Annotated in this window: 1 protein-coding gene; it reads left to right on the top strand. The window is 59.8% G+C overall.

Features of this window, described 5'->3' with window-relative positions:
• The coding region (locus VQ830_RS28660; RefSeq protein ID WP_337271534.1) for a contractile injection system protein, VgrG/Pvc8 family at nucleotides 1–391 on the top strand (391 nt) is incomplete at both ends.

Below are 391 nucleotides of genomic sequence, written 5' to 3' on the forward strand. Positions count from 1 at the left end.
CGTCACCCTCGGCACAAGGCGAAGGAAAGGTGCGCCTGGCGCAGGGTTCATCCGACCGCAATCATATCACAGACTGGGCAAGACGCTACTCTTATGTGCCGGGGCAACGGGCTGGCGCTGATTGGAATTTTGAAACGCCAAGCATGGTGCCGGGCACGATGACGCCTTCGCTCGTGCAGATGCCGGACGCAACGAAGCGCGAGCTTTACGAATATCCCGCCCGTATCTCGTCTGTTGCCGAAGCAGAGCGTGCTCAGAAGCTGCGGGTGCAGGCAACCGAAGCCGATCACGATCATGTCTTCGGAGAATCGACCGTCCGCATCCTGGAAGCCGGCCGCCGCTTTACGCCCTATGAGGTGGCCCATCCCGAGCATGAATACGAAGAGCATGT

The organism is Oryzifoliimicrobium ureilyticum, from assembly GCF_037199735.1.
GTDB lineage: Bacteria > Pseudomonadota > Alphaproteobacteria > Rhizobiales > Rhizobiaceae > Rhizobium > Rhizobium ureilyticus.